Annotated in this window: 18 protein-coding genes and 1 tRNA gene; 14 read left to right on the top strand and 5 right to left on the bottom strand. The window is 64.0% G+C overall.

The annotated features are described in order from the left end of the window. Positions 1 to 39 precede the first annotated feature (39 nt). Entirely contained in the window at positions 40 to 615 is a 576-nt protein-coding gene (locus AB7A72_RS10060) for a C40 family peptidase (RefSeq protein ID WP_369459812.1), read from the bottom strand. A gap of 238 nt (positions 616 to 853) precedes the next feature. Here AB7A72_RS10060 and fdnG point away from each other — a divergent pair, with 238 nt between their 5' ends. The 7 genes from fdnG to AB7A72_RS10025 all read left to right on the top strand — a co-directional run bounded on the left by fdnG (position 854) and on the right by AB7A72_RS10025 (position 10,252). Further along, positions 854 to 3,916, top strand: a complete 3,063-nt coding sequence (gene fdnG / locus AB7A72_RS10055; RefSeq protein WP_230778981.1) for a formate dehydrogenase-N subunit alpha — start codon at positions 854 to 856, stop codon at positions 3,914 to 3,916. A gap of 9 nt (positions 3,917 to 3,925) precedes the next feature. Continuing rightward, complete coding sequence (fdxH, locus tag AB7A72_RS10050; protein WP_369459811.1) at positions 3,926 to 4,867, top strand: formate dehydrogenase subunit beta; 942 nt, start codon at positions 3,926 to 3,928, stop codon at positions 4,865 to 4,867. After that, the gene (locus AB7A72_RS10045) at positions 4,864 to 5,526 is read left to right on the top strand and encodes a formate dehydrogenase subunit gamma (RefSeq protein ID WP_239809345.1); all 663 of its coding nucleotides are present in this window, start codon (positions 4,864 to 4,866) and stop codon (positions 5,524 to 5,526) included. Before fdxH ends, AB7A72_RS10045 begins: the two co-directional genes overlap by 4 nt. A gap of 116 nt (positions 5,527 to 5,642) precedes the next feature. After that, positions 5,643 to 6,608, top strand: a complete 966-nt coding sequence (gene fdhE, locus AB7A72_RS10040) for a formate dehydrogenase accessory protein FdhE (protein WP_369459810.1) — start codon at positions 5,643 to 5,645, stop codon at positions 6,606 to 6,608. A gap of 109 nt (positions 6,609 to 6,717) precedes the next feature. Further along, entirely contained in the window at positions 6,718 to 8,145 is a 1,428-nt protein-coding gene (gene selA / locus AB7A72_RS10035) for an L-seryl-tRNA(Sec) selenium transferase (RefSeq protein WP_369459809.1), read from the top strand. Continuing rightward, the gene (gene selB, locus AB7A72_RS10030) at positions 8,142 to 10,067 is read left to right on the top strand and encodes a selenocysteine-specific translation elongation factor (protein ID WP_369459808.1); all 1,926 of its coding nucleotides are present in this window, start codon (positions 8,142 to 8,144) and stop codon (positions 10,065 to 10,067) included. The genes selA and selB overlap by 4 nt, the downstream gene beginning before the upstream one ends. An 89-nt stretch (positions 10,068 to 10,156) precedes the next feature. Then, positions 10,157 to 10,252: transfer RNA gene (locus AB7A72_RS10025), tRNA-Sec, on the top strand. Positions 10,253 to 10,462: 210 nt separating this feature from the next. Here the strand turns inward: AB7A72_RS10025 and AB7A72_RS10020 are convergent. Both AB7A72_RS10020 and AB7A72_RS10015 read right to left on the bottom strand, forming a co-directional pair. Further along, entirely contained in the window at positions 10,463 to 11,587 is a 1,125-nt protein-coding gene (locus AB7A72_RS10020) for an acyltransferase family protein (protein ID WP_369459807.1), read from the bottom strand. Between the two features lie 57 nt (positions 11,588 to 11,644). Continuing rightward, the gene (locus tag AB7A72_RS10015) at positions 11,645 to 12,685 is read right to left on the bottom strand and encodes an acyltransferase family protein (protein WP_369459806.1); all 1,041 of its coding nucleotides are present in this window, start codon (positions 12,683 to 12,685) and stop codon (positions 11,645 to 11,647) included. Positions 12,686 to 12,904: 219 nt separating this feature from the next. Between AB7A72_RS10015 and selD the strand changes: the two genes are divergently transcribed. Next, a complete protein-coding gene (gene selD, locus AB7A72_RS10010) occupies positions 12,905 to 13,951 on the top strand; it encodes a selenide, water dikinase SelD (protein ID WP_407064969.1) in 1,047 nt (348 codons plus the stop codon). Between the two features lie 78 nt (positions 13,952 to 14,029). Here selD and ffh read toward each other — a convergent pair whose 3' ends face one another. Beyond that, on the bottom strand, positions 14,030 to 15,409 hold the full coding sequence (gene ffh / locus AB7A72_RS10005) for a signal recognition particle protein (RefSeq protein ID WP_239809352.1): 1,380 nt from the start codon (positions 15,407 to 15,409) through the stop codon (positions 14,030 to 14,032). A gap of 388 nt (positions 15,410 to 15,797) precedes the next feature. Between ffh and AB7A72_RS10000 the strand changes: the two genes are divergently transcribed. Together AB7A72_RS10000 and AB7A72_RS09995 are read left to right on the top strand one after the other, a co-directional pair. Beyond that, a complete protein-coding gene (locus AB7A72_RS10000; RefSeq protein WP_369459804.1) occupies positions 15,798 to 19,664 on the top strand; it encodes a response regulator in 3,867 nt (1,288 codons plus the stop codon). Positions 19,665 to 19,711: 47 nt separating this feature from the next. Next, on the top strand, positions 19,712 to 20,638 hold the full coding sequence (locus tag AB7A72_RS09995) for a diguanylate cyclase (RefSeq protein WP_239809354.1): 927 nt from the start codon (positions 19,712 to 19,714) through the stop codon (positions 20,636 to 20,638). 98 nt (positions 20,639 to 20,736) lie between these two features. On the opposite strand, the gene AB7A72_RS09990 is transcribed toward AB7A72_RS09995, so the two are convergent. Beyond that, positions 20,737 to 20,871 carry a hypothetical protein gene (locus AB7A72_RS09990; protein ID WP_369459803.1) on the bottom strand — a complete coding sequence of 45 codons (135 nt, stop codon included), beginning with the start codon at positions 20,869 to 20,871 and terminating at the stop codon, positions 20,737 to 20,739. Between AB7A72_RS09990 and AB7A72_RS09985 the strand changes: the two genes are divergently transcribed. Genes AB7A72_RS09985 through AB7A72_RS09970 form a run of 4 tightly spaced genes read left to right on the top strand, consistent with a single transcriptional unit; the run spans position 20,870 to position 25,131 of the window. Continuing rightward, positions 20,870 to 21,676, top strand: coding sequence for a cytochrome C assembly family protein (locus AB7A72_RS09985; RefSeq protein WP_239809355.1), 807 nt, complete (start codon positions 20,870 to 20,872; stop codon positions 21,674 to 21,676). The two genes, AB7A72_RS09990 and AB7A72_RS09985, sit on opposite strands and share 2 nt — an antisense overlap. A gap of 6 nt (positions 21,677 to 21,682) precedes the next feature. Beyond that, positions 21,683 to 21,916, top strand: coding sequence for a PP0621 family protein (locus AB7A72_RS09980; protein ID WP_312412438.1), 234 nt, complete (start codon positions 21,683 to 21,685; stop codon positions 21,914 to 21,916). Positions 21,917 to 21,919: 3 nt separating this feature from the next. Continuing rightward, complete coding sequence (locus AB7A72_RS09975) at positions 21,920 to 23,617, top strand: ATP-binding protein (protein ID WP_369459802.1); 1,698 nt, start codon at positions 21,920 to 21,922, stop codon at positions 23,615 to 23,617. Continuing rightward, positions 23,614 to 25,131: a sigma-54-dependent transcriptional regulator gene (locus tag AB7A72_RS09970; RefSeq protein WP_369459801.1), complete on the top strand. Its 1,518-nt coding sequence runs from the start codon at positions 23,614 to 23,616 to the stop codon at positions 25,129 to 25,131. The genes AB7A72_RS09975 and AB7A72_RS09970 overlap by 4 nt, the downstream gene beginning before the upstream one ends. Positions 25,132 to 25,146: the final 15 nt, after the last annotated feature.

The raw sequence follows: 25,146 nt of genomic DNA, 5'->3' as shown, positions 1-25,146 counted from the left end.
GGCGCGCTGCCTCTTGTTTTATTCAGCCGATGAATATTCTCATGCGTCAAAAATCGTGCGTGCCTCGGTGAAGCGGCGTGAGAAATAGGGATTGTCCAGGCTCACCGTCTTGACCACGCCGCCGCTCGACGGCGCATGTACAAACTGGTTGTTTCCGGCATAAATGCCCATGTGCGAGTAGCGCCCGCCCATGGTGTTGAAGAACACAAAATCGCCGCGCTGCAGGTCACGCCGGTCGATCTCGGCGCTCACCCCTGCCCACTGGGCCGTGGTACGCGGCAGGCGGCGCGTGGTGATGCCCTGGATCGCATACTGGATCAGTCCGCTGCAGTCAAAGCCGCCTTCAGGCGTGTTGCCGCCATAGGTGTAGGGCGTGTTGACGACGAGCATGACCCGCGCATACAGCGCCTCCCGCAACTCGCCGCTCAGCCCCAGATTGACGGGCACGACACCGGTGTCAACGCGCGGCGAGGTGGCCACCTCCGTGGCGGAGCGCCGGCCCGCCGCTGGCCGCGCGGTGCGCGATGGCGACGTGCCGCAACCCGCCAGCAGAGCCGATGCCGACAGCGCCCAGAGCAAAAAGGGACGGCGCGCCGCCCGGTTGTGGTGGTCCATGGTCTCCCCCTTGGATTCAGGCGGCAAGAAATTCATGAAGCATATTATTCACAATTCCATGCAAGTTTGTGAATTGTATTGGTATTTCTCGCCGCGACTGGACCGTCCGCGCATTTTTACCAATTTGTCAAACCCGCAGAATACCCGGAAAGCCCAACTATTCTGCTTTCAGAGGGAGAAGACTACAATTTGTGTCGTAAGCATAGAAAACAAGCATCCTTCGTTGAAAGGACACCCCATGGTGCAATTCTCCAGACGCCAGTTCATGAAAGTGACTGGTTCGACTCTGGCGGGTTCCAGCCTGGCGGTGATGGGCTTCTCGCCCGCCACCGCACTTGCCGGAGTTCGCCAGTACAAGCTGGTCGGCAGCACAGTGACACGGCAAACCTGCACGTATTGCTCTGTTGGCTGCGGCATTTTGATGTACTCGCTGGGCGATGGCGGCAAGAACGCCAAGCTCTCTGTGATCCACGTCGAAGGCGACCCCGACCATCCCGTCAACCGTGGCACCTTGTGCCCCAAGGGCGCATCGCTGCTGGACATCGTCCACAGCCCCAACCGCCTGCTCTACCCCGAATACCGCGCGCCCGGCTCCAACGAGTGGAAGCGCCTGTCCTGGGATGAGGCGCTGACCCGCATCACCAAGCTGCTCAAGGACGATCGCGATGCGAACTTCCTCGAGAAGACCGATGATGGCCTGACGGTGAACCGTTGGACCTCGACCGGCATGCTGGCCGCCTCGGCCTCCAGCAACGAAGCCGGTTACATCACCTACAAAGTGGCCCGCTCTTGGGGCATGTTGGCGTTCGATAACCAAGCCCGTGTCTGACACGGCCCGACGGTGGCAGGTCTTGCCCCGACGTTTGGCCGTGGAGCGATGACGAACCATTGGGTCGACATCAAGAACGCGGACGTTATTTTGATCATGGGCGGCAATGCCGCTGAAGCCCACCCTTGCGGCTTCAAATGGGTGACCGAGGCGAAGGAGCACAACAAGGCTCACTTCATGGTGGTCGACCCGCGCTTCAACCGGTCGGCTTCGGTGGCGGATTTCTACGCCCCTATCCGCTCCGGTTCGGACATTGTTTTCCTCGGCGGTGTGATCAACTACCTGCTGACGAACGACAAGATCCACCACGAGTATGTGCGCAACTACACCGATTTCACGTTCATCGTGCGGGAAGACTTTGCGTTCGACGAAGGCATCTTCTCGGGCTACAACCCCGAAAAGCGCACCTACGACAAGGCCAGCTGGGACTACGAGCTGGGCGAGGACGGTTACGTCAAGACTGACCCGAGCCTGCAGCACCCGCGTTGCGTCTACCAATGGCTCAAGCGCCACTACGCCAGCTACACGCCTGAGAAGGTCGAGAGCGTCTGCGGCACGCCCCAGGCCAAGTTCCTGCATGTCTGCGAAAAGCTCGCATCGACGGCACAGGCTGGCCGCGCCGCAACCATCCTCTACGCACTGGGCTGGACCCAGCACTCGATCGGCGCGCAGATCCTGCGTACCGGCGCCATGGTGCAGCTGCTGCTGGGCAATATCGGTGTCGCCGGTGGCGGCATGAACGCGTTGCGTGGACACTCCAACATCCAGGGCCTGACCGACCTGGGCCTGCTGTCCAACGCACTGCCGGGCTACCTGACCCTGGCCAACCAGGGCGAGCAGGACTACCAGAAGTACATCGACGCGCGCACGCAAAAGCCTTTGCGTGCCAACCAGATGAGCTACTGGCAGAACTATCCCAAGTTCCATGTGAGCCTGATGAAGGCTTTCTGGGGACCGGCGGCCACCAAGGACAACAACTGGGCCTATGACTACCTGCCCAAGCTCGACAAGCAGTACGACATGCTGCAGATTTTCGAGCTGATGAACGAAGGCAAGGTCAACGGCTACATCGCGCAGGGCTTCAACCCCCTGGCGGCGTTGTCCAACAAGAGCCGCGTGCGCGACGGTCTGGCCAAGCTCAAGTTCCTGGTCGTGATGGACCCGCTGGCCACCGAGACCTCGGAGTTCTGGAAGAACTACGGCGAGCACAACGACATCGACACCGCATCGGTGCAGACCGAAGTGTTCCGCCTGCCCACCACCTGCTTTGCAGAAGAGGATGGCGCAGTCGTGAGTTCGTCGCGTGTGCTGCAGTGGCACTGGAAGGCCTCCGAGCCGCCGGGTGAAGCCAAGACCGACATTGCGATCATGTCGGCCCTGCACCTGCGCATGAAGGCGGCCTACCAGAAGGACGGCGGCAAGTTCCCGGATCCGATCCAGAACCTGTGGTGGCCCTATGCACAGCCTGCGCACCCTTCGTCCGAGGAAATCGCCAAGGAGTACAACGGCCGGGCATTGACCGACCTGACCGCGCCCGATGGCAAGGTGCTGCGCCCTGCCGGCCAGCAGCTGTCCGGCTTTGGCGAGTTGCGTGACGATGGCTCCACGATGAGTGGCTGCTGGATCTGGACAGGCAGCTGGACCGAGGCGGGCAACCAGATGGGCCGCCGCGACAACAGCGACCCGACCGGCATCGGCAATACGCTGAACTGGGCCTGGGCCTGGCCGGCCAACCGCCGCGTGCTGTACAACCGCGCATCGGCGGACCTGGAAGGCAAACCGTTCAACCCGAACCGCACCTTGGTCAAGTGGAACGGCAAGACCTGGGGCGGCGCTGATGTGCCGGACTACGGCCCGACCATCGCGCCCGAGACCGGCACCGGTCCGTTCATCATGAACCCGGAAGGGGTGGCACGCTTCTTTGCCCGCAAGGGCATGAACGAAGGTCCGTTCCCGACGCACTACGAGGCATTCGACAACCCGCTGGGCTACAACCCGATGTACCCGAAGAACGACAAGGCCGTCAGCAACCCGGCGGCTCGCGTCTTCCCGGCCATCTGGGAGACCTTCGGCAAGGCGGACGAATTCCCGCATGTGGGTACGACCTACCGTTTGACGGAGCATTTCCACTACTGGACCAAGCACGCGTTGCTCAACTCCATCATCCAGCCCGAGCAGTTCGTCGAGATCGGAGAGGCGCTGGCCAAGGAGATCGGCATTGCGACGGGCGCGATGGTGAAGGTCAGCTCCAAGCGTGGCTACATCAAGGCCGCTGCGGTGGTGACCAAGCGCATCAAGCCCATGCAGATCGAAGGCAAGACGGTGCACCACGTGGGTATTCCTATCCACTGGGGCTTCAAGGGCCTGACCAAGCCTGGCTTCCTCGCCAACACCCTCACCCCGTTTGTGGGTGACGGCAACAGCAACACGCCAGAGTTCAAGACCTTCCTCGTGAAGGTTGAGAAGATCTAAGGAGCAGCGATGTCATCTCTTCAATCATTGGATATCAAGCGCCGCTCCGCCACCACCACCCCATCGCCCAGCGTGCGCAGCCCGCATGGCGGCGAGGTGGCCAAGCTGATCGATGTCTCCAAGTGCATCGGCTGCAAGGCCTGCCAGACCGCCTGCATGGAGTGGAACGATCTGCGTGACGATGTGGGCACGGCAGCAGCCGGGGTCTACGACAACCCGACCGACCTGACGGCCAACTCCTGGACGGTGATGCGGTTTTCCGAATACGAAAACGAAGCCACCGGCAACCTGGAATGGCTGATCCGCAAGGACGGCTGCATGCACTGCGAAGACCCGGGCTGCCTCAAGGCCTGCCCCTCTCCCGGTGCCATCTTGCAGTACACCAACGGCATCGTGGATTTCCAGGAGGAAAACTGCGTGGGCTGCGGCTACTGCGTGACCGGCTGCCCGTTCAACATTCCGCGCATCTCCAAAAAGGACCACAAGGCCTACAAGTGCACCTTGTGCTCGGACCGCGTGGCCGTCGGCCAGGAGCCTGCCTGTGTCAAGACCTGCCCGACCGGCGCGATCATGTTTGGCACCAAGACCGCCATGCAGGAGCGCGCCGAGGAGCGCATTGTCGATCTGAAAGAGCGCGGCTTTGACAAGGCCGGCCTCTACGATCCGCAAGGCGTGGGCGGCACCCACGTGATGTATGTGTTGCACCATGGCGATAAGCCCTCGCTCTACCACGGCCTGCCCGATGATCCATCGATCAGCCCGATGGTGAGCCTGTGGAAGGGTGTGGCCAAGCCACTGGCGCTGGCAGCCTTGGGCGTTGCGGCCGTCGGCAGCTTCTTCCACTACATCACCAAGGGCCCGATCGAAGTGCCTGAGGAGCTGGAAGAGGAAGAAGCCGCCAGGGCACGTGCGGAAAAGGGCATTGACCACCACGAGGAGTCTGGACGATGAAAAGCAAGACCCGTGATATTCAACGCTACACCGCTGGCGAACGCGTCAACCACTGGGTGGTCGCGATCAGCTTTGTGCTGCTGGCCCTGTCGGGTCTGGCGTTCTTCCATCCCTCGTTCTTCTTCATGACGAACCTGTTCGGTGGCGGACCCTGGACCCGCATCCTGCACCCCTACATCGGCCTGGTGATGACCGTCGGCTTCGTGCTGATGTTCTTCCGCTTCTGGCAGCTCAACATCATTCGCAAGAACGATGTGGAGTGGCTCAAGAACGTGCCGGCCCTGGTCAACGGTGAGCACGAAAAGATGCCGCCGGTGGACAAGTACAACGGCGGCCAGAAGGCGCTGTTCTGGATGCTGGTGCTGTGCATGGCGGGCCTGCTGGTGACCGGCGTGCTGATGTGGCGCGCCTGGTGGAACCTGCCGGTGAATGTGGTGCGCGCTGCGGCGCTGCTGCATGCACTGTCGGCCTTCGGCCTGATCGGTCTGATCATTGCCCACATCTACGCCGCCATCTGGACCAAGGGCACGATCCGCGCGATGACGCGCGGCACGGTGACCCGCGCCTGGGCGCGCTACCACCATCCGCTGTGGTACCGCCGCATGACGGGCGACAGCACCGACATGGACAAGCAGACGAGCCACAAGCGCGGTGCCTGATGCGCTTGCCGGGCATGCCCCGGCAAGCGGCCCTGCCCCGGGTCGGCCCCGCCCCGCTCCCCAACGCCGATAGCCCCGCCAGGACTATCGGCGTTGATTTTTGAGAAAATCCCCGTATGCAACGCATTCTTCAGCCCGGTGAGATCGAGTCGCTCGACCACACCAGTTTCCCGCGCGTGCTGCTGCCCAACACCAGCAGTCTGTTCCTTGACCGAGCCCAGCGCATTCGCCAGCTGGCCGACGGCAACCCGATTGCGGACTACCTGCTGTTCATCGCCAAACTGGTGGATGCCCAGCACCAGGCCGCCCAGGGCCTGCAGGTCGCGGCGCCTGAAGCTGCCGCCATTGCGCAGGCCCAGCAGTTCTCGTCGCCGCTGCTGCCTGCCGCTGACCATCTGGACCCCGCCTGGCACCAGGTGCTGGACAGCATGCTGGGCCAGCTGGGCAGTGCCGATGGCCTGCCCCCAGCCCTGCAGCCGCTGATTGCCGAGCTGCAACGCTGCAGCACCGAGGACCGCAATGCGCTGGCCAAACGCCTGCTGACCAAGGAGCTGGCTGCGCGCGATGTGGGCCTGGCACCATTTGTCATGGCGGCGTTGCAAGTGGTATTTGCCACCCGCGCCAGCCAGCTCAGGCTGGCCGACATCCCCTTTACCGATCCGGCTACCATTTGCCCGGTCTGCGCCAGCGAGCCTGTTGCCGGCGTGGTGCGCATTGGCGGCAAGATGGCCGGCCACCGTTACCTGCACTGCGGCTGCTGCGCGACCGAATGGCATATGGTGCGCGTCAAATGCAGCCACTGCGAATCGACCAAGGGCATCCGCTACCAGGGCCTGGATGGCGGCAAGGATGTAGTGCTGGCGGAAACCTGTACCGAATGCGGCAGCTACCGCAAGCTGGTCAACCAGGAAAAAGACCCGCTGGCCGAGCCGCTGGCCGATGACCTGGCCAGCCTGATGCTGGACCTGCTGATGAGCGAGCAGACCTCGTTCTCGCGCGCCAGCGGCAACCCGCTGCTGTTCGTGGCCGTGGCCGAGCCGCAGGCGGCCGATGCCGATGGCAGCGTGCCCGACCTGCATTAAGGGCGTGCCGGCACCCTGAACGTTTTGGCACCATGCCATACTGGACGATGGCGCTGCTGCCGCAGCCCATCGTTTTTTTATTTCTGCCCCTGTTTGAGCTGGTTTGCCCATGAACGCACCTTCCCACCTGCCCTCTGTTGACAAGCTGCTGCAGCACCCGCGCACCGCTGCGCTGCTGGAAGGCTACGGCAAGACCCAGTGCACGCAGGCCATCCGCGTAGCGCTGGGCGAGGCCCGCAGCCGCTGGCTGGCACAGGCGGGCAGCAGCGCAGACGGTGCCGATGCCTTGCTGGACGCCGCCGAACAAAAGCTCCAACAGCTGTTTGCGCCGCGTCTGAAAGCGGTCTACAACCTGACCGGCACGGTGCTGCACACCAACCTGGGCCGGGCGCTGCTGCCCCAGGAGGCCATCGACGCCGTGGTGCAGGCGCTGGCGACCCCCAGCAATCTGGAGTACGACCTGGCCGACGGCGGCCGCGGCGACCGCGATGACCTGGTCGAAGACCTGGTCTGCCGCCTGACCGGCGCCGAAGCGGCCACCATCGTCAACAACAATGCGGCCGCCGTGCTGCTGGTGCTGTCCACGTTGGCGCGCGACAAGGAGGTGGTGGTCTCGCGCGGCGAGCTGGTCGAGATTGGCGGCGCCTTCCGCATCCCGGATGTGATGACGCGCGCCGGCGCCCGCCTGGTCGAGGTGGGCACCACCAACCGCACCCATGAGAAAGACTACGAAGCGGCGCTGGGCGAGCACAGCGCCGCGCTGATGAAGGTCCACTGCAGCAACTACGCGATCAGCGGCTTCACCAAGTCAGTGGCCGAGGCCGATGTGGCGCGCATCGCCCATGCGCGCCAGCTGCCCTTGATCGTGGACCTGGGCAGCGGTACCCTGATCGACATGCGCGACTGGGGCCTGCCCTATGAGGTGACTGTGCGCGAGACCATCGAGGCCGGTGCCGACATCGTCACTTTCAGCGGCGACAAGCTGCTGGGCGGCCCGCAGGCCGGCATCATCGTTGGCAGCAAGGCCTTGATCGCCCAGATCAAGAAGAACCCGCTCAAGCGTGCGCTGCGCGTGGGCAAGCTCACCCTGGCCGCGCTTGAACCTACGTTGCGCCTCTACCTGCACCCCGAGAAACTGGCCGAACGCCTGACCACCTTGCGTCTCTTCACCCGCCCGGCTGCCGCCATGGAGCAGCAGGCGATTGCGCTGCAGGCACCGCTGCAAAGCCTGCTGGGGCCGGACTATCGGGTGGAACATGCCGCGATGACCAGCCAGATCGGCAGCGGCGCATTGCCCGTCGAAAGCCTGCCCAGCCATGGCCTGGTGGTACGCCCCCAAGAGCGCAAACGCGCCGGGCGCCTGTTGCAGCAGCTGGAAGCCGCGCTGCGCCAGTTGCCGCGCCCGGTGATCGGCCGTCTGCGCGACGATGCGCTCTGGCTGGACCTGCGCTGCCTGGAAGCCGCCGACCAGGCCGCCTTTGCCGCCAACCTGCAGCAGCTGGCCCTGGACAGCGGCGGCAAGGACGGCCAGGCATGATCATCGGCACCGCAGGCCATATCGACCATGGCAAGACGACCTTGGTGCGCGCGCTCACCGGCGTGGAGACCGACCGCCTGAAGGAAGAAAAGGCACGCGGCATCTCGATCGAGCTGGGCTACGCCTACACCCCGCTGGCCAATGGCGATGTGCTGGGCATCATCGATGTGCCCGGCCATGAAAAATTTGTGCATACCATGGCCGCCGGGGCCGTGGGCATTGACCATGCCTTGCTGGTGGTGGCCGCCGATGACGGCGTGATGCCCCAGACCCTGGAGCATCTGGAAATTTTGCAGCTGTTGGGCATCCGCCAGAGCACAGTGGCCCTTACCAAGGTGGACCGCGTGCCCCGCGCCCGCATCGATGAGGTGCGGGACGAGATCACCGCCATCCTGGCCCGCAGCAACCTGGCCGAAGCACCCATCTTTGAAACCGCAGCCGCGCTGCCCGATGATCCGGGCGTCTGGGCGCTGCGCCAGCACCTGCACCAGCAGGCCCAGGCCATGCCCCCACGCACCCAGGGCGGGCTGTTCCGCTTGGCGGTGGACCGGGTCTTCAGCCTACCCGGCCAAGGCACGGTGGTGACGGGCACCGTCTTCAATGGCCAGGTGGCTGTGGGCGACAGCCTTGTGCATTCGGCCAGCGGCGCGCCCGTGCGCGTGCGCAGCATCCATGCCCAAAACCAGGCCAGCGCGCAGGGCCTGGCCGGCCAGCGCTGCGCGTTGAACCTGGCAGGCATTACCAAGGAAGCCATCACGCGCGGCGACTGGATCATGGACGCCCGCCTGCGCCAGACCACCCAGCGCATGGATGTGCGCCTGCACCTGCTCGCCGATGCGCCACCGCTGGCCCAATGGTCGGCCGTGCACATCCACCTGGGCACGATGCGCTGCACGGGCCACGTTGCCTTGCTGCAGGATGGCGACCTGCCTCCCGGCACCGAAGCACTGGCCCAGCTGGTGCTGGACGCACCGGCCCTGGTGCTGCCGGGTGACCGTGTCATCGTGCGCAACGCCCAGGCCAACCGCACCATTGCCGGTGCCATGGTGCTTGACCCCTATGCTCCCGCCCGCAAGCGCCGCAGCGAAAGCCGCATGGCCTACCTGGCTGCCTTGGCGCACTGGATTGACACGGCCGACACCGGCCCGCTGCTGGCCGAGGCCCCGCTGGGCCTGGCACGCTCGCAGCTGGTGCGGCTAACCGGCAGCGCGACACCCGCCATTGCCGACAACTGCCAAAGCCTGCCACTGCCCGACGGCGATGCGCTGCTGGTAGACAGCGCTGCCTGGCAGGCACTGCAAGACCAACTGCTGCAAGCACTGCGACGCTTCCACGAAGTGGCCCCCGACGAGCCCGGCATCAACGCAGCCCGGCTGCGCCGCATGGCCCTGCCTGCGCTGCAGCATGGCCCCCACGATGCCCTCTACCACGGCCTGCTCGATGCGCTGATCGCCGCCGGCCAGATCGCCAGCAGCGGCGCCTGGCTGCACCTGCCCGGCCACACCATGCAACTGAGCGAGGCCGAACAAGCCCTGGCCCAGCGGCTGCTGCCGGCCATCACCGCAGGCCGCTTTGACCCGCCCTGGGTGCGCGACCTGGCCCGCGACCATGGCGCCGGAGAGGAGCTGGTGCGCCAGCTGCTCAAAAAGCTCTCGCGCCAGGGTTTGGTGTTCCAGGTGGTCAAGGACTTGTTCTATGCCGCGCCCTGCATGGATGCGCTGGCGGCGCTCACCGCAGAATTGGCCCAGCAGGCCGAGCGCGGTGAAGTGCAGGCCCATGCCTTCCGCGACGCCACGGCCCTGGGCCGCAAGCGCGCCATCCAGATCCTGGAGTTCTTCGACCGCGTGGGCTACACCCGCCGCGTGCGCGATACGCATGTGCTGCGCCCCGGTGTGCGCTGGCAGGCAGGCACCACCTCGTAAGCCACCCAAGGGTCTGCGGCAGCGCCAGCCGCAGGCGCCGCGCAGAGCCGCTACAATCGGCCATCTTGCCCAACACGCCCGTGTTACAGGGAAGGCAATCGTGCCCGGTGGTGCGGCCGGGCTTCAAACCCGGTGAGGGGTGTCAGCCACTCCTGGGTTGGTTCGACTCCAGCTGCCTTCCGCCATTTGGCCGCCATCCAGCGATGCGGGCCGCGCGGGACATGCACCCACCCATCCTCACAGGGTTCCCCCCGCCCACGCAAGGTTCTGGCGGTGCCTGCATGCCGCCTGTTTTAGTGGACTCCGATCGATGTGCAGCCGGGCCACAGCGGCACAGGTAGCAGTCCACGTTCCTTTTTTCCGTATGTGCTTTTGTCCAGGAACCAGCGCACGCCTCATCGCAGCTGTTGATTCTTGTGGATCGTACCGAGCGAAGATCGGTCGCTGGACAGAGGCTGGAGCCAGCGATTGATCTTCTCGCGGCAGAACATGTACAGAGGACGCTCTACGGCGTGGTAGTAGACAGCCGACGCGGATAGCAAAGCCAGCAGGACGAAAATCGCGATGGCGATACGAGGCAGGCCATCCAGACTCTTCCAAGGCAATAGCACAAGCGCCATATTGAACACCAATATGTGCAGCACATATATGGCATAAGAATAATCGCCAAGCTTTGCCATTATCCGTGCAATGGGGCTTCGCGGAGAGGGTAGCGTCAATGCCAAACCGGCGATAGCCAAAGCAGCGCCCCCCATCAGCAAGGTGCGCTCCGGCCAGTAATGAAAATTCGCCAGACCATAGGGATGGTCTTCAAAGTGAGGCGCCATGTACACCAGCAACCCCAGGGATGCTGCTGCTAGCAAGCCCCACAGCTTCCATGGCGATGAAGAGTGGCTTTGGAGATAATGGTATAAAAAGTACCCCATGAAAAACTCCGCCACGATTGGAGCCACATAAAACAGCTTGATCCAATCCCTCTGCAATCCAGCGTCTGCACCCGTGCGGTCAAGGAAAAAATAGACATTGATGACAACCAGCACCCCCAACATGATCTTCAGAAAATTCTGGCGCTGATCACGAGAGAAAAGCAGCGCTGCTGCCATCAAAATGTAAAAATACAACTCGAACATCAGCGACCAAATCACAATATTGATCAAACCGGTCAAGTCGGTGAAATACAGATAAAATGATCCTTGGAAATTTATGTGCGGGTCAAGCTGCTGCGTCACTTTGAAAAAGACGAGATACAACAGCAGTGCAGGCCACCAACCCATGTAAATTCTTGAAAAACGGGTCAGCACAAATGCCCCAGCGGCACGCACCCCGTGGGCTGTATTTTTTGTGGAGTGGGCCATGATCACGCCACTGATGACAAAAAATATATCAACACCTGCATAACCCATGTTGATAATAAAACCCAGCCAATGGGGAAAATCAGTAAAAATCCCGAGCACGGCTCCATGAAAAACGGCGACCCACATCGCCGCCAAAAATCGAAGTATCTGTATATGCTTAATCATTTCATAGATTTGTGAGTGGCTCACAAGGCTATGCGCATTCTAAGTGTCCCAAGCCTCTCAAGAAGGACGCGTGACCAGGTGTCTATGAAAAGATGTAACCAATGACCGAGACCACGCGATGGCCGGCCGTTCGATGAAGATCCAGGAAGCCAGCGCCAGCAACAACACCAGGCCCAAGGCCATCGCCATGTAGCTGGGCTTTGAGATGCCATGCCGAAGACTGATCTCGGCGATCGCCTGCTGAACCGGAAAGGCATAGATGTAGATGCCGTAGGACAGATCATGGCGCAGGCGGATGCGGGTCAGGGGCCTCCAATAGGCCAGCAGAAAAACAGCACAGGGCAAGCAAAGAAAGACACCGCCCTGTACGACGGCCAAGTTGGTGCCCGTGCAGGCAATGACAAAGCCAACCAGCATGGGCGGGATCACCCAATGCCGCTGGTTCACAGGGAGGTAGTTGAACGCAGCCCCGGCGAAGAAAATGGCTGCGAATTGCCAGAAATCTCGCCAAGTCACCGCCCCTTCGTCCAGGCTGGGATCCTTGACCAGCAAAAAGGCAGCAGCCGACACGACCACTGCCGCCACCAAAAGCCGGCGGGACAGCCCAAACGCCATGCCAAACACGACGAGCAGCACATACATCATGACCTCGTACTTGATGGTCCACAACGAACCGTTGACCGCATGGGGGATCGGGTTGTTTGCAAACACGCCAGGCAGGTCATTCTGCGTGGCGAGAGCGCTGGCATAGTTGAGGAATAACACCCAGGTTTGCTCAGACGCGAGAAAGTCCGTCAGGTCCAGCGTTGTCATCAACCCACCGATGACAAACACCGATACGAAGGCCGCCACCAGTAGCCCGGGAAAGATCCGTAGCGCACGCTTGGTCCCGAACGAAGCCCATTGCGGGCCTCGGTTCCAGCTCTGGAAATTCAGGTAGCCACTGACGAAGAAGAAGACATATACAGAAAGCGATCCAATGCTGTAGACACCGTTGAAAAACGATGAAATCTGTAAATCATAGAAGAGTGAGCCATGGGCCATAAAAACGCCCAGCGCTGCGCCAAGTCGCAATACATCGAAATTGTTTTGTCTCATTCCAGCTTTTACAGGGACTCGCAGAAAATACGGAAAGCATACGCGATGAAATATGGAATTCAGGATCCCCGGGCGACTCGCGCCTCGTTTCCGGCAAATCAGCACAGCGCACGCCCGCCCGCCAACGCGCCGATAATGGTGGGCCGCCCTCGGCGGCGCCGCTTTGCCCGCTAGTCTGTAACCCTTGAGGATGTCTGTATGAATGCCCCCACCACGCCCCTGTCCGCGTCGCCGCGCCTGACCTCGCTGTCGCATGGCGGTGGCTGCGGCTGCAAGATTGCACCCGGGGTGCTGGCTGATCTGATGAGCCGCAGCGCGGTACCCAAACAGTTCTATGCACCTTTGCTGGTGGGCACCGAGACGGCAGACGACGCGGCGGTCTACCAGATCAACGACACGCAGGCGATTGTCGCGACCACCGACTTCTTCATGCCCATCGTGGACGACCCCTATGACTTTGGCCGCATTGCTGCGACCAATGCACTGTCGGATATCTACGCGATGGGCGGCACGCCGCTGATGGCGCTGGCCATTGTCGGCATGCCGATCAATGTGCTGCCCCATGAAGTCATCGCCAAGATTCTCGAAGGCGGCGAATCGGTCTGCCGCGATGCCGGCATCCCGCTGGCCGGCGGCCACTCCATCGACTCGGTCGAGCCCATCTATGGCCTGGTGGGCATCGGCATCGTCAACCCCGCGCAGCTCAAGCGCAACCGCGATGCCCAGGCGGGCGATGTGCTGATCCTGGGCAAGGCCATCGGCGTCGGCATCCAATCGGCCGCGCTGAAAAAAGGCCTGCTCAGCGACAGTGCCTACGCCAGCATGGTGCGCACCACCACCCAGCTCAACCGGCCCGGTGCGGCGCTGGCGCAGCTGGCCGATGTGCATGCGCTGACGGACGTCACCGGCTTTGGTTTGCTGGGCCATACGCTGGAGCTGGCACGGGGCGCGCAGCTGACGGCCGTGATCGACAGCCAGGCGCTGCCGCTGCTGCCCGGCGTGCTGGACCTGGCCCAGCAAGGCGTGGTGACCGGCGCATCGGGCCGCAATTGGGCGTCCTACGGCAGCCATGTGGCGCTGGATGCGCAGGTGACCGACGCGATGCGCAGCCTGCTGACCGATCCGCAAACCTCCGGTGGCCTGCTGGTTTCCTGCACCCCGGATGCTGTTGGCCAGGTGCTGGACATCTTCAAAACCCAGGGCTTTGGCGACGCCTGCGTGGTCGGCCATATGCAGGCGGGCGAGGCCCAGGTCGTGGTGTCCTAACTCCGCGCCCCCTGGATACAACAACGCCTGCGGTGCGCAGGCGTTGTTGTGGGAGCAGCGCTGGAAGCCCAGGTGCGCTTAGAACGGCAGCTTGGGCATGCCGCCGCCCATCATGCCTTTCATGCCGCCCATCTTCTTCATCATCTTCATCAGGCCGCCACCCTTCATCTTCTTCATCATCTGCTGCATCTGGCCAAACTCGTTGAGCAGGCGGTTGACCTCCTGCACCTGCACGCCAGCGCCCGCTGCAATGCGCTTCTTGCGCGTGGCCTTGATGAGTTCGGGCTTGGAGCGTTCAAAGGGCGTCATCGAGCAGATGATGCCTTCCTTGCGGCGCACCTCGCGCTCGGCCTTGTCCATGTCGACCTGACCGGCCTTGCCAGCCAGCTCGGAAGGGAGCTTGTCCATCAACGTCGACAGACCGCCCATCTGCTTCATCTGCTGGAGCTGGCCGAGGAAGTCGTTCAGGTCGAAGCCGTCGCCGGACTTGATCTTCTCGGCCATCTTCTGGGCCGCCTGCAGGTCCACGCCCTTGGAGACCTGCTCGACCAGCGCGACGATGTCGCCCATGCCCAGCACGCGCTGTGCATGGCGCTCGGCATCGAACACTTCCAGGCCGTCGATCTTCTCGGACACGCCGGCGAACTTGATCGGCGCACCGGTGATCTGGCGCACCGACAGCGCTGCACCGCCGCGCGAGTCACCGTCAAGCTTGGTCAGCACAATGCCGGTCAGCGGCAAGGCTTCCTTGAAGGCCTTGGCGGTATTGATCGCATCCTGGCCCTGCATGGCATCGACGACGAACAAGGTCTCGACCGGCTTGAGGGCGCTGTGCAACTGCTGGATTTCGGTCATCAGCACTTCATCGATCGCCAGCCGGCCGGCCGTATCGACCAGCAGTACATCGAAGTAATGCTTCTTGGCGTAATCCAGCGCAGCGTTGGCAATATCCAACGGCTTTTGGTCGGGGGTGCTGGGGAACCATTCGGCACCGGCTTGCTGGGTCACGGTCTTGAGCTGCTCGATCGCCGCAGGGCGGTACACGTCACCGGAGACGGTGAGCACCTTCTTCTTGCGCCGCTCGATCAGGTGCTTGGCCAGCTTGGCCGTGGTGGTCGTCTTGCCAGCGCCTTGCAGGCCGGCCATCAGGATCACCGCAGGCGGCTGGGCCTGCAGGTTGATGTCGGCCACGCCTTCGCCCATTGTGGCGGCGAGCTCCTTGTTGACGATCGACACCAGGGTCTGGCCTGGCTTGAGGCTGCCCAGCACTTCCTGGCCCAGCGCTTTTTCCTTGACGCGGGCAATGAAATCGCGCACCACGGGCAAGGCCACATCCGCCTCCAGCAGGGCCATGCGCACTTCGCGCAACATGTCCTGGACGTTGGATTCGGTGATACGGGCCTGGCCACGCATTTCCTTGACGAGGCGCGAGAGTTTATCGGTCAGTGCGGAAGCCATAGGGTGGAGTCTTGAGTAATCGTGGCAAAGGCGGCGCCGCAGTCATGCAGATACCCGGTGGCCGGGCGCAGAGGGCTGGCGCCAGGGGCTGTAACCCACAGCCCTGCAAACCTTTGATTCTACCCGCTTGCCCCCGGCAGGCCCGGTGGCGGGGCTCCCGGGCTGCTGGGCAGCGCAAGAAACTATGACCCGTCCCCGACCATAGCCAAATCTTTGCCCGGGAAGTGCCAAACGAATTTAGGCTCTGAGCTTGCGCCCAGGCCTGCCTGCAGCCACGACAATGTTTGACGAGCCGCCGCTTGCCCACATGGCCGTTGCAGGGTGGCCCGCCATGCCCCATGCCCTGCCCGCCACCCCCAGGTGGCGCTTTCTTTGACCAGGACCACCGATGCCAGATACGCCGTATCGCCACTTGCTAGACCATTTTTCGGACGCCTTCTTCGTGACCGATGTGCAAGGCCGGATCCTGGATGTCAATGCCCAAGCCTACCGGGAGATGGGCTACAGCATGGCCGAGTTGATGGCGATGAACGTGGCCGATTTTGCCCTTGACGCCTCGGCGTCGGAGTTGCAGGCGCGGTGGCAAAAGATGGAGCCGGGCGCACGCAAGGTCGTCACCAACACCCACCAACGCAAGGACGGTTCCTGCTTTCCGGTCGAAGTGCACATTACCTGCCAGCTGGTCGATGGCGAGAAGCGCTTTTTCACGATCGCGCACGACATCACCGAGCGGGTACGCCGCGACCAGGAAATTCAATTGCTCCATGCCGCGCTGGAGCAGCAGGTCGAAAAAAGCACGCAGCAATGGCGTCAGTCGACAGACCTGCTCGACGCGGTGATGCGTGGCACCTCGGATATCGTCTTTGTCAAGGATCGGCAGGGCCGCTATGTGTTCGCCAATCCGGCCGCCGAAGCTATTGCCCAGGTGCCGCCCGGCGGCCTCATCGGCAAGACCGATGCCGAAATCCTGGGGGGCCGCAACAACTTCGCGGAGGACGATGCCGCGGTGTACCGCACCACCACGCCGTTGGTCTCGGAGTCACATGCGCTGATAGAAGGCCGCAAGCTCAGCTTCCAGTCCATCAAAAGCCAGTACCGCAATGAGCATGGCGAGGTGATCGGGCTGCTGGGCATATCGCGCGACATGACGCAGATGCGCGAGTCCGAAAGCCAGCTGCGCAAGAGCTATGACTCGCTGCGCCGCGCAGAGCGGCTCTCTCGCATCGGCAGCTGGACCCTGGACCTGGCCAGCGGTGAGATTGAAGCCTCGGAGATGATGTACGAGATGAATGGCCTGGACCCGCAGGGGCCCAAGCTGACACAGGACAACATTGCGCAGATGATGCCGCCGCAGGACTATGCCAAGGTCATGGCGGCCATTGCCCAGTGCGCCCAGACCGGCCAGCCGTACCGGCTCGACGTGACGCATTACACCCCCGACGGCGGCCAGTTCCCCGCCAGCATTCTGGGCCAGGCCGACTATGACGGCAGCGGCCGCATCGTCAGCCTCAGCGGCACCTTGCAGGATCTGTCGGAGCGCGAGCAGGCGCGCCAGCGGCTTGAAGCGCTGGCCGACAACCTGCCCAGCGGGGCGATCTACCGGGTCGAGGCAACGTCCGCCAGCCTGCGCATGAGCTATATCAGCGCCGGCATTGAAAAGCTGATCGGCGTCAGTGCCCAGGCGATCATGGCCGACAACGCCGCCTATACCCGAACCATCCACCCGGCCGATCTGGCCATGTACCGGCAGCAGCAGCGCGAGGCGCTGGAGCGCCTGAGCCTGTTTGATTGCAGCTTCCGCATCATCCGGCCCGATGGCGGCCTGCGTTGGCTGCGCTGCCGCTCGGCGCCCAGCCGCCAAGAGTCCGGCACGGTCTGGGACGGCATCATGCTCGACATCACGCGCGAGCGTGAGGCCGAGCTGGCGCTGCAAAAGGCCAAGGAGATGGCCGAGGCCGCCGAACGCGCCAAGTCCGAGTTCCTGGCCACGATGAGCCATGAGATCCGCACCCCGATGAACACGGTCATCGGCATGACGCGCCTGATCCAGCAGACCCCGCTGCTGCCCAAGCAGCGCAACTACCTGGAAAAGGTCGAACTGTCGGCCAATGCGCTGCTGTCGGTCATCAATGACATCCTGGATTTTTCCAAGATCGAAGCGGGCATGCTCACCTTGGAGAATGTGGAGTTTGCGCTCGACGATGTACTGGAGACCGTGTCGGCGGTCACCACATTGCGCGCCGAGGAAAAAGGCATCGAGGTGGTGTATTCGGTCGCTCCCGATGTGCCCCGGCAGCTGAGCGGTGACCCGCTGCGCCTGAGCCAGGTGCTCAACAACCTGGTGAGCAACGCCATCAAATTCACGCACCTGGGCGAGGTGGTGATCAGCATCCGCACCACCGCGGCTGCCGGCAACCGGCCGCTGGCACCGGGCAAGATCGGCCTGGAGGTGACCGTCAAGGACACCGGTATCGGCATGAGCGCCGCGCAGATGAGCCAGCTTTTCCGCCCGTTTTCACAGGCCGACAGCCAGACCACGCGGCGCTATGGCGGATCGGGTCTGGGGCTGGCGATCTGCCAGCGCCTGGTCGGCCAGATGGGCGGCGAGCTCAAGGTCGAGAGCAGCCCGGGTCTGGGCAGCACCTTTTACTTCTCGGTGCAGCTGCAGACCGCACAGGCCCAGCAAGCCCCCAAGCCGGCCCGCTACCACGGCACGCCGGTGGACCGCGTGCTGATCGTTGACGACAATGCCAGCGCACGTGACATTCTGGCCGAGATGGTGCGCGGCTTCGGCATGCGGGCCGATACGGTGGACTCGGGCGAGCAGGCGCTGTCCGATCTGCAGCTCGCCTCTCGCGTCGGCACCCCCTATGGCCTGGTACTGATGGACTGGCGCATGCCGGGCATGGACGGACTGGAGGTCGCCCGCCGCATTCGCGAGGAAGAGCACCTGTCCGCCACCCCTGCGGTGCTGATGGTGACGGCCTACGGCCGCGACGAGGTGATGCGCAAGGCCGAGGCCTTGCGCCTGCAAGGTCTGCTGATCAAGCCCGTCACGCAATCGGTACTGTTCAATGCCATCCTGGAAGCCTTGCAGTCGCAAGGCGGCGGCGTCTCGCGGCGCGCACTGTCCGAGCCGGCGGCCCATCCTCAGAGCCTGCATGCCGACCTCTCCCAGCTGTATCCGAACCTGCGCGGTAAAAACGTGCTGGTCGTGGATGACAATGCGCTGAACCGCGAGGTTGCGGCCGATTTTCTCAGCCTGGTGGGCGTGCAGGTGAGCCTGGCCACCAACGGTGCCGAGGCACTCAGCATGCTGGAACACCACCGCTACGATGCCGTGCTGATGGACGTGCACATGCCCCAGATGGACGGGCTGGACGCTACGCGCGCACTGCGCCAGCTCCCCCATCTGCAGCAGCTGCCCGTGATTGCGCTGACCGCGCAGGCCCGGGTCGAAGACCGCAGCGCGATCGAAGAGGCGGGCATGAACGCGCACCTGACCAAGCCCATCGATGAGCGCAAGCTGTACGAAACGCTGACCGAATGGATCGCAGGCCCCGGCAGCCAGGGCGGCGACCTGGATGCGCCAGAGTCCGAGTTCCTGCGCGATGAAGCCCGCTTCGTCGCCCCCTCGGGGCCCAACCATGCCAAGATGCTGCAGCGCTTTCAAGGCAATGCCGAGCGGGTAGAACGGGTGCTGGCGGGCTTTTACCGCGATTTTGCGGACGCCCCCCACACCCTGGTGCTGCATGCGCAGCAGTCGGCATGGCAGCCGCTGTCGATGCTGGCCCACTCGCTCAAGGGCGCGCTCGGCTACCTCGATGCAGCAGCACTGGTGCAAGCGGCCGAGTCCATTGAAAACCAGGCCCGGGAGCAGGCACAACAGCCACCCTCCTCTGCCCCACCCGATCCTCGGCTGCACGCCGAGACCACGGAGTTTGCGGCGCAGCTGCAGACCTTGCTGCAGGGCCTGGCCACCCGCCACAGTCCAGCCTCCGCGCCTGCGCCGGCGGCGGAGGCCCCAGCTCCCCACCCTGCTCCGGCCACCACTTTGCGCCAGGATCTCCAGCACCTCAAACGCCTGGTGGCCGATGGGGATTACGCGGCAGTCAGCGAACTCGAGCGCATGCTCGGCGCCAGCCCTGCCGCCCGCTGGACGCCTTTGCTGCAGCAAATCCTGCAGCATGTCGAGGACCTCGATGCCGATGCTGCGCTCGCCGCGATCGAGCGCCTGGAACAGATTTTGCCCTGAGCGCCTTCGTCTGCGCTATTGAGATTTGAGTTTTTGGATCACGCACCATGCAAGCCGAGCCCGATAACGACCAACCCACCATCCTGATTGTGGATGACGAGCGCGTCAACCGCTCCATGCTCGCGGAGCTGCTGGGCCAGCAGTACCGCGTGCTGCTGGCCAAGGACGGCCCCAGCGCGTTGACAATTGCCGCCCGCGAGTCACACCGCCTGCTGCTGGTGCTGCTGGATGTGAGCATGCCCGGCATGAATGGTTACGAGGTGTTGACGCAGCTGCGCAAACAGGAAGCGACTGCCGGTATCGCCATCATCTTCATCACCGGCCAAAGCGATGCCGCTGCCGAGGAGTATGGACTGCGCCTGGGCGCGGCCGACTACGTCTCCAAGCCGATTCGCCCGGCCGTCGTCAGCGTGCGGGTGCGCAACCAGATCGATCTGGCGCTGCAACGCCAGGCGCTGCAGCGTCTGGCCCAGGTCGACGGACTCACCAATCTGGCCAACCGCCGGCATTTTGACGACATGCTGCAGCGCTGCCACCGCATGTGCCTGCGCAGAAATGACCCGCTGGGCCTGGCACTGATCGATATTGATCACTTCAAGCTGTACAACGACCACTACGGCCACGTGCAGGGCGATGAGGCGCTCAAGCAGGTGGCGGGCACCTTGGCACGCCATGCCCGCCGACCCTATGATCTGGCCGCCCGCTTCGGCGGCGAAGAGTTTGCGCTGATCCTGCCCGGCCACGCCGATGCGTTGGAGGTGGTGGAGCGCTTTCGCCAGGAGGTGCAGGCCATGGCCATTGCCCATGCAGCGTCGACGACCGCGCCGGCGCTGACCGTCAGCTGCGGTGTGCTGACCGTGCACTGCGGCCCTGCCGACAGCATGGAAGACTGCCTGCGGCGCGCCGATGAGCTGCTGTACGACGCCAAAACCCATGGCCGCAACCGCGTCTGCGCGACCAGTATCGGCCTCTAGCAGCCCGTGGCGGCACTCACGCGACGCCGGCGGGGAGAGTGACGCCGCTGCGACTGTCTGTGGCGCGTGCTGTGCGCGGGCGGCGCCGGCAGCGGCCATCACTCGTGATCACCGGCCATCGCCAGCCACTGCCTGCCACTGCCTGCCACTGCCTGCAATAGCCGGTAGATTGACAGGCGCTGCCGCAGGCGCAGGCCGCACAGGGTTTCTGCCGCCGCTATGATAGCGGGCATGCTCTCTCCCGCCATTGCCGCAGCCAGCACCAGCCCCATCGGCTGGGCGCTGGCCATTGCAGCAGCCATTGCCTACGCCATTCCCGCACTTGCGGCCCGACGCCTGCAGGAGTCCAGCGCACGGCTGGGCTTGCGCGCGGCCTGGGCGCTGCATCTGGCAGCGATTGCCTGGAGCCTGATGGGCGACACGCCCCACTTCGGCTTTGCGCCGGCCCTGTCGGTGACTGCCTGGCTGGTGCTCACGGTCTACGTAGTCGAGCAGCAGCTCTACCCCCAGCTGCGCTCGCGCTGGCCGCTGTCGGCGATGGGCTGCATCGCCGTGCTGCTGGCCGGCGTGTTCCCCGGCAGCCCCTTGCATGTCAATGCCTCGCCGTGGCTGCCGCTGCACCTGGCACTGGGCATCGCCTCCTATGGCCTGTTTGCTGCCGCCGTGGTCCACGCCGCACTGATGACCCGGGCCGAGCGCCAGATGCGCCAGGATGGCAGCCACGATGGCGGGCTGCCGCTGCTGGCATTGGAGCGGCTGACATTCCGCTTTGTCACAGCGGGTTTCATCCTGCTGTCGGCGACCCTGCTCGCGGGCTGGTGGTTTGGCGAAGCGCTGTACGGCAAGGCCTGGGTATGGAACCACAAGTCGGTATTTTCGCTGCTGGCCTGGCTGACCTTTGCCGTGCTGCTGGTGGGCCGCAAGCGCTTTGGCTGGCGCGGACAGCGCGCTGTCAACATGCTCTATGTGGGCGCCACCTTGCTGCTGCTGGCCTATGTGGGCTCGCGCTTTGTCCTTGAAGTCATCTTGAAACACTGAGCCACCATGAAGTATTTGCTGGTATTGCTGGTGCTGGCCGTGGGCTGGCACATGTGGCGCAGCCAACGGGTCAAGAACATGCCCCCGCCGCCCAAGAAAGGGCTGGCCAAGCCCGAACCCATGGTGCACTGCGCCCACTGCGGCGTGCACCTGCCCCAGTCCGATGCGATCAGCTACCAGGGCGCGCATTACTGCTCACAAGCCCATCTTGCCCAGGCCGTGCCGCCTGGCCGGCGCTGAGCGTTGGGCGCTTCCACCATGGCAGCGCTGGAGTTGATGGAAACCCCATTCAAGCGCCTGTGGCGCGGCTATCTGGTGGCCCGCGTATTTGTCGCGCTGCTGCTGGCGCTTGGGGCGATGGCCATCACGCCAGTGCTAGCGGGCCCGCTGCTGTCGCAACTGGCGCTGCTGGGTACCTACGGCGTCTCGGCGATGCTGTACGCCGCGCTCAGCCACAAACCACCTCCGCAGCGCCGCGTCTATGCCTGGCTGCCGACGGTGGGCATGGACCTGCTGCTGATCTCGCTGCTCGAAGTGACGAAGACCGGCACCTACACGCTGACGCCGATGTTTGGCCTGGCCGTGCTGTTTGCCGGCACCTTGGGCGGCTGGCTGGTGACCTTGGGCAGCTGCGCCTACATCACGATCTTCCTGATTGTCGAATCCCTGAGCTTCCGCACCTCGGTGTTTGAACTCGATGCGACACAGAACACCGTGCAGGCCGGGCTGGCAGGCGCTGCCTATTTTCTGGTGGGCATTCTTGTGCGTCTGCTCGCCTCGCGGGTGGAGCGCGAAACCTTGCACGGCCTGCGCAATGCCGCTGCGGCCAACCAGCAAGAGCAGATCAATGCACTGATCCTGCAGAACCTGCCCGATGGCGTGCTGGTGGCCGACCAGGCCCTGCAGGTGCGTATTGCCAACCCCGCCGCGATGGCCTTGCTCGGCCATCCCCATCTGCCGCTGGAACTGGCCCAGTTGCCAGCCTGGCGGGCAGTGGTGGAACAGGTCACCCAGACCTTTGCCGGGCAAAAACCTCTGTCACAGGATCTGGCGCTCACGGCGCCGCAGACCGCGCCGATCGGCCTGCATGTGCGCACATGGTTGACGCACCCGCTGCCGACCTTCGGCAGCATCGGCAGCCATGACAACGACCCCCTGTGCCTGGTGTTTCTGCATGACCTGCGCGAAATTGAAGCGCGTCTGCGAACCGAAAAAATGGCGGCCATGGGCCGGATGTCGGCCGCTGTCGCCCATGAAATCCGCAACCCGCTGACCGCCATCACCCAGGCCAATGCACTGCTGGACGAGGAGCTGACCGACCCGGGCCAGAAACGCCTGACCTACATGGTCGAGCAAAATGCCCAGCGCCTGGGCCGCATTGCCGAAGACATTCTGGACATCGCGCGCGTGCACAACCAGATCCAGCCAGGCGACGGAGAATCCGTCGCCCTCAACGAGACCGTGCTGCAGATCTGCCACGACTGGATGTCGCTGGCCCCTGCTGCGCATACCTTGGCGCTGGCGCTGGACGCCGATGACAGCCTGGTGGCCTTTGATACCGGTCACCTGCGCCAGCTGCTCTACAACCTGCTCAACAACGGCCAGCGCTATCGCAGCGCGCATGCGGGCTCGCTGCGCGTGGGCACCCACAGCAGCCTGACGGGCACCACCACCTTGGTGGTCTGGAGCGATGGCGCGCCGATCGAGCCGACGATCGAGAAACACCTGTTCGAGCCCTTCTTCTCCTCCGAGAGCCGCTCCAGCGGCCTGGGCCTCTACATCTGCCGCGAACTGTGCACCCGCCATGGCGCTATGATCCGCTATGAAAGGCAGAGCGCAGCGCTGCCCGAGCTGGCACAGGGCAATGCCTTCATCGTGCAGTTTCGCCGCGCCGCCAGCCCTGCGCACCCCCTGCAGACTGAATTGATCCACCAGGCATGAGTTTTGAAAACACCACTGTTCTGGTCGTGGACGACGAGCCCGACCTCCGAACGCTTTACGAGCTGACCCTGCTGCGTGAAGGCTACCGGGTATTTACGGCGGGCTCGGTGCAGGAAGCGCGCGCCCAGCTGCAACAGCGCCGCTTCGAGATTCTGATCACCGACATGCGCCTGCCCGACGGCCTGGGCATGGAGCTGCTGCAGGACCTGCGCCGCCAAAGCCGCAGCGAGCGCGCCATCGTGATGACCGCTTACGGCTCGGCCGACAACGCGGTCGCGGCGTTGCGCGAGGGGGCATTTGACTACCTGACCAAGCCGGTCGATCTCAAGCAGTTCCGCCAGGTGGTGGCATCGGCCAGCCAGGGGCTGCAGGATGCGCCTGCGCAAGCTCCATCGCCGGCCGCTTTTCAAGCGCCGGCGCAGCCGGGCACGCCCCCATTGCCGCAAGACGCTTCGCAGCGCGAACTGATTGGCCCCTCGCTGGTCATGCAGCAGGTGCGCGAGCGCATTGCCAAGGTGGCCGGCAGCATGGCACCCATTCTGGTGCGCGGCGAGTCGGGCACCGGCAAGGAGCTGGTGGCCCAGTCGCTGCACCGCCGCAGCCAGCGCGCCAGTGGCCCGATGGTGGCGGTCAACTGCGGCGCCATCCCTGAAAACCTGCTCGAAGCCGAATTCTTTGGAGCCCGCAAAGGGGCCTATACGGGCGCCAACCAGGACCGGGACGGCTTTTTCCAGGCCGCCCATGGTGGCACGCTCTTCCTCGACGAAATCGGCGAGCTGCCGCTGGCGATGCAGGCCAAGCTCCTGCGGGCGATCCAGGAGCGCAAGGTGCGGCCGCTGGGTGCCCAGCAGGAGGAAGCCGTCGATGTGCGCATCGTCAGCGCCACCCACCGCGACCTGGCCGCCGATGTGCAGGCAGGGCGGTTCCGCCAGGACCTGTACTACCGCCTCAACGTCATCGATATCTTCATCCCGCCGCTGCGCGAACGCCGCGAGGATCTGCCGGCGCTGTGCGAGGTGCTGCTTGAGCGCATTGCCCACGAAAGCGGCCAGCCGGTGCCCCAGCTCGGCCCGGAGGCCTTGCAAGCGCTTGCCGGCCACGCACTGCCGGGCAACGTGCGCGAACTGGAGAACCTGCTGCTGCGCTCTGTCGCGCTGAGTGACGGGCCGTTTCTGCATATCGAGCCTGCGCGCTCCGGGGGGCCTGCGAACGCTGCAGTTCAGAGCATCGCTGCCGAGCAAACCCCTGCCTACCTGGCGCCCGCCGCGCCACGGGTGGCCGCAGAACCGCCCCTCCCCTCTGCGCTACCGGCCCACGGCGAGCGCTTTCCCCTTCCGCAGGATCTGCAGGCCTGGCTCGATGCCATCGAGCGCGATATCCTCGTGCGCGCGCTGCAGGAGTTCGGCTTCAACCGCACAGCCGCCGCCAACCGGCTGGGCATCAGCCTGCGCCAGATCCGCTACCGCATGGAACGGCTGCAGATCCACGATCCCAGCGATGGGGTACAGCCCTAGGACTGACGCCATGCC

The organism is Comamonas sediminis, assembly GCF_041107495.1.
Taxonomy (GTDB): Bacteria; Pseudomonadota; Gammaproteobacteria; order Burkholderiales; family Burkholderiaceae_C; genus Comamonas; species Comamonas sediminis.
Note: the sequence above shows the minus strand (reverse complement) of the source record. Positions and strands in the feature narration are given on the sequence as shown.

Bases quoted from the DNA above. Each gene is read 5' to 3' on its own strand.
- AB7A72_RS09970 (WP_369459801.1), top strand. From the start codon at position 23,614: ATGAGTTTTGAAAACACCACTGTTCTGGTCGTGGACGACGAGCCCGAC.
- AB7A72_RS10020 (WP_369459807.1), bottom strand. From the start codon at position 11,587: ATGATTAAGCATATACAGATACTTCGATTTTTGGCGGCGATGTGGGTC.
- selA (WP_369459809.1), top strand. From the start codon at position 6,718: ATGAACGCACCTTCCCACCTGCCCTCTGTTGACAAGCTGCTGCAGCAC.
- fdhE (WP_369459810.1), top strand. From the start codon at position 5,643: ATGCAACGCATTCTTCAGCCCGGTGAGATCGAGTCGCTCGACCACACC.
- AB7A72_RS10060 (WP_369459812.1), bottom strand. From the start codon at position 615: ATGGACCACCACAACCGGGCGGCGCGCCGTCCCTTTTTGCTCTGGGCG.
- AB7A72_RS09995 (WP_239809354.1), top strand. From the start codon at position 19,712: ATGCAAGCCGAGCCCGATAACGACCAACCCACCATCCTGATTGTGGAT.
- AB7A72_RS10045 (WP_239809345.1), top strand. From the start codon at position 4,864: ATGAAAAGCAAGACCCGTGATATTCAACGCTACACCGCTGGCGAACGC.
- AB7A72_RS09985 (WP_239809355.1), top strand. From the start codon at position 20,870: ATGCTCTCTCCCGCCATTGCCGCAGCCAGCACCAGCCCCATCGGCTGG.
- selB (WP_369459808.1), top strand. From the start codon at position 8,142: ATGATCATCGGCACCGCAGGCCATATCGACCATGGCAAGACGACCTTG.
- AB7A72_RS10015 (WP_369459806.1), bottom strand. From the start codon at position 12,685: ATGAGACAAAACAATTTCGATGTATTGCGACTTGGCGCAGCGCTGGGC.
- fdxH (WP_369459811.1), top strand. From the start codon at position 3,926: ATGTCATCTCTTCAATCATTGGATATCAAGCGCCGCTCCGCCACCACC.
- AB7A72_RS09990 (WP_369459803.1), bottom strand. From the start codon at position 20,871: ATGCCCGCTATCATAGCGGCGGCAGAAACCCTGTGCGGCCTGCGCCTG.
- AB7A72_RS09980 (WP_312412438.1), top strand. From the start codon at position 21,683: ATGAAGTATTTGCTGGTATTGCTGGTGCTGGCCGTGGGCTGGCACATG.
- ffh (WP_239809352.1), bottom strand. From the start codon at position 15,409: ATGGCTTCCGCACTGACCGATAAACTCTCGCGCCTCGTCAAGGAAATG.
- AB7A72_RS10000 (WP_369459804.1), top strand. From the start codon at position 15,798: ATGCCAGATACGCCGTATCGCCACTTGCTAGACCATTTTTCGGACGCC.